We start from the raw sequence: 5918 nt of genomic DNA on the forward strand, positions 1-5918 counted from the left end.
CCTGCTGATCGCGCGCGGCTTCACGGCCGCGAACGGGCAGGTGACCTACGAGGTGAACGACCGCTTCGCCGAGGAGCTGCCGCTGGGCTTCGACCCGTTCCAGTTCCAGGTGCAGCTCGGGCTGCGCTACAGCTTCTGAGCCGACCCGCGACAGGCGGGGACGAACGACGGCGGGCGCTCCGGAGAGGGGCGCCCGCCGCGTAGTTCCATCCCTGGAAAACAGCAGCCTCACGCAGAGTCATACCACCTTCCGAAACCGACTGTGCATTCCATGCCACACACGAAGTCATCCTGAGGGAGCGTCCGCGCGGAATTCACCCCCGCGCCAATGATTGGACGCGACCGAAGGATCTACTCCGCGTGTCTGGTGGCCAGGTGCAGTGCGCAGAAGCCGGCCTCGCTCCGGGGTGAGTAGATCCTTCGGTCGCCGCCAGGCATCGTTGCCGGGGCAGGTTCGGCGCAGCGGCTCCCTCAGGATGACATCTTCTTTGCACAATCGATCGCAGAATCTGGTATCAGCAGAGTCAGCGGAGGGGTTCTCTGCTAACTCTGCTGACTCTGCGTGAGAAAAGCCTTTGCCGGACTCGTATCAGCCCGACGATCCGCGGCTCCTCGCGCGTGGGCACCTCAGCCGAACCGCCGCTCCATCTCGTTGCTGATCTCCCGCAGCGAAAACATGCTCCGGGGGTTCGCCGCGGGGCGGAGCTGGACGTGCGGGAAGTCCTTGAGGCTCGTGAAGAAGCCGCCCGCCGTCAGGCCCATGGCCCGCGCGGCGGAGGCGTACTCGCGGAACCCGTTCACCCCGTCGACGAACCGGTCCTCGGACCATTCCGCCCTCCCGTCCACCACCCAGAAGCAGTCCAGGGCCTCGCCCCACTGGTGCCACGAGAGCCCGGGGAGCGCGTTGGTCACGTGCCGTCCGTGCTGCGGGCCGACGCTCTCCAGGCAGAACGCGAGGAAGCCGGCGCCCGCGCTGCGCAGCTCCCTGGCCCTCTCGCGGATCGTCTCGATGCTGCGCGACTGCCGCCAGAACCTGGCCTGCTTGAACGGGTCGCGGAGCGTCTCGTTGGGCCGCATCTCGATCCCGCGGCTGCGCAGCCGGGCGAGGAGCTCTTCCGCCGCCGGCCGGAAATCCGGGACCAGGTCGTCCAGGCTTGCCGCCATGATCCACCTCTGCTCACAGGGTTCGTCCGCCCCGTCCACCGTCCGGACGGAGACGCATCCTGTTGGATGGACCGATCTCCCGGTTTTCGCCGGGCGCGGGCGACCCGAAGGCGGGGCGAGCCCCGAACGAAGCGCAGATCACCTGGCGGGGTCCGCGGGAGCGGACTTCGTGTGGCGGATGCCGCGGTTTCGGCCGCCCGGCCCCACCCGACAGCGACGAACATCTTGCCGGGTCCGCCCTCGCTTACCATCCTTAGCAGGCCTGAATCCGAGCCGCACGCACTCCCCCCGCCCCGCCGGGCACGAGCCCGGCCGGGCGGCCACGCACCCGCACCGCCGCCGGGAGCACCAGAGCGATGTCGTCGTCTCTCCCCGTCGTCTCCCCGCCCGCGCCCGCGCGCTTCGGCCAGACGCTGCGCCGCGACCGCTGGTGGGCCGGACCGCTCGGCACCGCGCTGACCCTCGGCCTGGCCGGGGCGTACGCCACCTGGGCGATCTTCCAGGGCCGCGACTACTTCCACGAGCCGTACCTGTCGCCGTTCTACTCGCCCTGCATCACCGACGCCTGCCCCGACGAGGTGCGGGTGCTGGGGCTGTCGTGGTGGCCGTTCTCGCCCGCCATCCTGATGATGGGGGTGATCCTGGGCTTCCGCGCCACCTGCTACTACTACCGCAAGGCCTACTACCGCTCCTTCTTCATGGACCCGCCCGCCTGCGCGGTGGGCGAGCCGTGGGGGAAGGGCTACCGCGGGGAGACCTTCTTCCCGCTCATCCTGCAGAACTTCCACCGCTACTTCCTGTACCTGTCGATCCCGGTGCTGCTCTGGCTCTGGTACGACACCTTCAAGGCGTTCTTCTTCCCCGACGGCTTCGGGGTGGGCGTGGGGACGCTCGTCCTGCTCGTCAACGTGGTCCTCCTCTCGGGCTACCTCTTCGGCTGCCACTCCTTCCGCCACCTGGTGGGCGGCAGCGTCGACTGCACGAACTGCAGCCGGTTCGGGCAGGCGCGGCACGCGGCGTGGAAGCGCTCCACCTGGTTCAACCTCCGCCACGGCAACTGGGCCTGGGCCTCGCTGGTGTTCGTCTGCATCGCCGACCTGTACGTGCGGCTCGTGGCCCGCGGCGTGATCACCGACTTCCGGATCTTCTAAAGCCGATGGATCAGCATCAGGTACACGAGCACGACGTGCTGGTGATCGGCGCCGGGGGCGCGGGGCTGCGCGCGGCGATCGAGGCGAGCGCCATGGGGGCCAGCGTGGGGCTGGTCTGCAAGAGCCTGCTGGGGAAGGCGCACACGGTGATGGCCGAGGGCGGGGTGGCCGCCGCGCTGGCCAACGTGGACGACCGCGACAGCTGGCGCGTGCACTTCGCCGACACCATGCGCGGGGGGCAGTACCTCAACAACTGGCGCATGGCCGAGCTGCACGCGCGCGAGGCGCCGGCCCGGGTGCGCGAGCTGGAGGCGTGGGGCGCGCTCTTCGACCGCACCGACGACGGGCGCATCCTGCAGCGCAACTTCGGCGGGCACCGCTACCCGCGCCTGGCCCACGTGGGCGACCGCACGGGCCTGGAGATGATCCGCGTCCTCCAGGACAAGGGGGTGCACCAGGGGATCGCGGTCTACATGGAGACCAACGTCACCACGCTGCTCAAGGACGGCGAGCGGGTGGCGGGCGCCTTCGCCTACGACCGCGAGCGGGGGCGCTTCCAGCTCTTCCGCGCCGGGGCCGTGGTGCTGGCCACGGGGGGGATCGGCCGCGCGTACAAGATCACCAGCAACAGCTGGGAGTACACGGGCGACGGGCACGCGCTGGCGTACCACGCGGGGGCGGACCTCATCGACATGGAGTTCGTGCAGTTCCACCCCACCGGGATGGTATGGCCGCCCAGCGTGCGCGGGATCCTGGTGACCGAGGGGGTGCGCGGCGAGGGGGGCGTGCTCAAGAACCGCGACGGCAAGCGCTTCATGTTCGACGACATCCCCGACAACTACCGGGCGCAGACGGCCGACAGCGAGGACGAGGGGTGGCGCTACACACAAGGCGACAAGAACGCCCGCCGCCCGCCGGAGCTGCTCACGCGCGACCACGTGGCGCGCTGCATCGTGCGCGAGGTGCGCGAGGGGCGGGGGAGCCCGCACGGGGGCGTCTTCCTCGACATCGCCTGGATCAAGGAGCGGCTGCCGAAGGCCGAGGAGCACATCAAGAAGAAGCTCCCCAGCATGTACCACCAGTTCAAGCAGCTGGCCGACATCGACATCACCCGGGAGCCGATGGAGGTGGGGCCCACCACGCACTACATCATGGGCGGGATCCGGGTGGACGGCGACACGCAGATGTCCACCGTCCCCGGCCTCTTCGCCGCGGGCGAGTGCGCGGCGGGGCTGCACGGCGCCAACCGCCTGGGCGGCAACTCGCTCTCCGACCTGCTGGTGTTCGGCAAGCGCGCGGGCGAGCACGCGGCGCTCTTCGCGAAGGACGCGCCGAAGGGGCACTTCGACCCCGAGCAGGTGGCCGACGCCGCGCGCCGCGCCGTCGCCCCCTTCGAGCGCCCTTCCGCGGCGGAGAACCCGTACCAGGTGCAGGCCGCGCTGCAGGACGTCATGCAGGACCTGGTGGGCATCGTCCGCAACGAGGGCGACATGCGCCGCGCGGTGCACGAGCTGGGGTCGCTGCGCGAGCGCTCGGAGCGCGCGGGGGTGACCGGCAACCGCGAGTACAACCCGGGGTGGCACACGGCGCTCGACCTGCCGAACCTGCTCACGGTGAGCGAGGCGATCGTGCTCTCCGCGCTGGAGCGCAAGGAGAGCCGCGGCGGCCACTTCCGCGAGGACTTCCCCGAGAAGGACCCCGCGCAGGGCACCTTCAACATCGCCGTGCGCAGGGGCGCGGACGGGGGGATGGAGATGGAGCGGCTCCCGATCCCCGAGATGCGCCAGGAGCTGAAGGACGTGATCAAGGAGATGGGGTGACGGCGGCGCGGTCCAAGCTGCCGGCCTGCCTGGCGGCGGCGCTGCTGCTCGGCTGCGCCCCGGCGGCCGCGGGAGGCCAGGGAGAGCGGGCCGTGCTCGAGCGCTCCTGCGCGCCGACGGACGCGCGGGCGGTCGACGTGCTGGTCTACTCCGCCGGTGGCGAGAGCCCGCGGCTGCGGATCTCGGTGTGGAAGGGCGAGGACGAGCTGTCGGGCGCGCGCGTCGTCCTCCCCGGCGAGGGCGGGGGGGAGGGGAGCGCGGCCTGGTGCGCCGGGAGCGGCGCGTGCCGGCCGGTGCGCTCGGCCACGGTCGAGTTCGGGACGGTGGCGCGCGGCTCCCCCGTCCCGCTCCGGATCGACGCGGTCCTCCCCGACGGCGGCCGGTACCGCGCCCGCCACCTGGCCGAATGGGGCACGCAGCGGCCGCTGTGCGGATAGTCGCGCGTCCCGGTCCCGCGGTGCGCGAGGTCGGGGGACGTGATCCGGGAGATGGGGTGAGGCAGGTCGGGGAAGATCGAAGGGGGCCTGACCGGCTTCGGCGCGGCGGCGAGCGGGGTGCCCCCTCCCCGGCCCTCCCCCGCTGCGCGGGAGAGGGAGAACACACCGCGGGGCGAGGTTCCGGACCGGAACGGCGACTTTCGCACTTCGCACCTCGCACTTCGCACTTCGCACTCAATGCCGGAGGCGGGATGAGCAGCACCGACGTGACCACCACCGAGAGCGTGAACCCCGGCACCGTGGCCGGGAGGGACTCGTTCGCCGCGGCGCAGGCGGCGCAGGACGTGAAGGCGGCGCGGCGCACGCGGCGCTTCCGCATCTGGCGCGGCGACGCGAGCGGCGGGGACTTCCGCGAGTACGAGACCGAGGTCTCCGAGGGGATGGTGGTGCTCGACGCCGTGCACCGCATCCAGGCCGAGAGCGCCAACGACCTGGCCGTGCGCTGGAACTGCAAGGCGGGGAAGTGCGGCTCGTGCAGCGCCGAGATCAACGGCAAGCCGAAGCTGATGTGCATGACGCGCCTCTCCGACCTCGCCGACGACCAGCCGGTGACCATCACCCCGATGCAGGCGTTCCCGGTGGTGCGCGACCTGGTGACCGACGTGTCCTGGAACTACGAGGTCAACAAGTCGATCCCCTACTTCCAGCCGCGTTCTCCCGACGCGCCCGATGGCACCTGGCGGATGCGGCAGCACGAGGTCGACCGGCCGCAGGAGTTCCGCAAGTGCATCGAGTGCTTCCTCTGCCAGGACGTCTGCCACGTGCTGCGCAGCCACGGCAAGCACGACCGCTTCATGGGCCCGGCGTTCCTGGTGCGCGCCGGCGTCTACGAGATGCACCCGCTGGACGTGGGCGAGCGCACGCGCTACCTCAAGGACGAGGGCGGGATCGGCTACTGCAACATCACCCGGTGCTGCACCGACGTCTGCCCCGAGAGCATCCGCATCACCGACAACGCCATCATCCCGCTGAAAGAACGGGTGGTGGACCGCCACTACGACCCGCTGAAGAAGCTCGTCCAGCTCGTGACCGGGAGGAGGAAGGGATGATCCGAGTGGCGTGACACGCACGGGCCCACGGGGCGCAGGAGCACGAATTCGTCTTTGTGTGGTTCGGGTTCGGGGGCGTCGGTCGCTATTTATTCCATCCTGAGTCTACCACCGCGCTGCGCGCGACCAGGGAGGATGAAACGGGTGTGGGAGCATAAATTGGGCGGGTGGCGTCGGCAAAGAGGTCGGTAAGCTCATTGGTGCGAGAGAGCCCGTTCCTGAGTCAGACCCGGAGTC

Annotated in this window: 5 protein-coding genes; 4 read left to right on the forward strand and 1 reads right to left on the reverse strand. The window is 70.5% G+C overall.

Annotated features, from left to right (window positions below; translation table 11 throughout):
• Window positions 1–627: 627 nt before the first annotated feature.
• Window positions 628–1164, reverse strand: a complete 537-nt coding sequence (locus tag VF746_07155; GenBank protein HEX8692178.1) for a M15 family metallopeptidase — start codon at window positions 1162–1164, stop codon at window positions 628–630.
• A 356-nt stretch (window positions 1165–1520) separates the two neighbouring features.
• Here VF746_07155 and VF746_07160 point away from each other — a divergent pair, with 356 nt between their 5' ends.
• From VF746_07160 to VF746_07175, 4 genes are all read left to right on the forward strand, one after another.
• Window positions 1521–2315 carry a hypothetical protein gene (locus tag VF746_07160; protein HEX8692179.1) on the forward strand — a complete coding sequence of 265 codons (795 nt, stop codon included), beginning with the start codon at window positions 1521–1523 and terminating at the stop codon, window positions 2313–2315.
• A 5-nt stretch (window positions 2316–2320) separates the two neighbouring features.
• Complete coding sequence (locus tag VF746_07165) at window positions 2321–4135, forward strand: fumarate reductase/succinate dehydrogenase flavoprotein subunit (GenBank protein HEX8692180.1); 1815 nt, start codon at window positions 2321–2323, stop codon at window positions 4133–4135.
• Window positions 4132–4572, forward strand: a complete 441-nt coding sequence (locus VF746_07170) for a hypothetical protein (GenBank protein HEX8692181.1) — start codon at window positions 4132–4134, stop codon at window positions 4570–4572. Before VF746_07165 ends, VF746_07170 begins: the two co-directional genes overlap by 4 nt.
• Window positions 4573–4823: 251 nt before the next feature.
• A complete protein-coding gene (locus VF746_07175) occupies window positions 4824–5681 on the forward strand; it encodes a succinate dehydrogenase/fumarate reductase iron-sulfur subunit (GenBank protein HEX8692182.1) in 858 nt (285 codons plus the stop codon).
• The last annotated feature ends 237 nt before the right edge of the window (window positions 5682–5918 follow it).

Origin of the sequence: Longimicrobium sp. (genome assembly GCA_036389795.1) — a bacterium.
Lineage (GTDB): Bacteria > Gemmatimonadota > Gemmatimonadetes > Longimicrobiales > Longimicrobiaceae > Longimicrobium.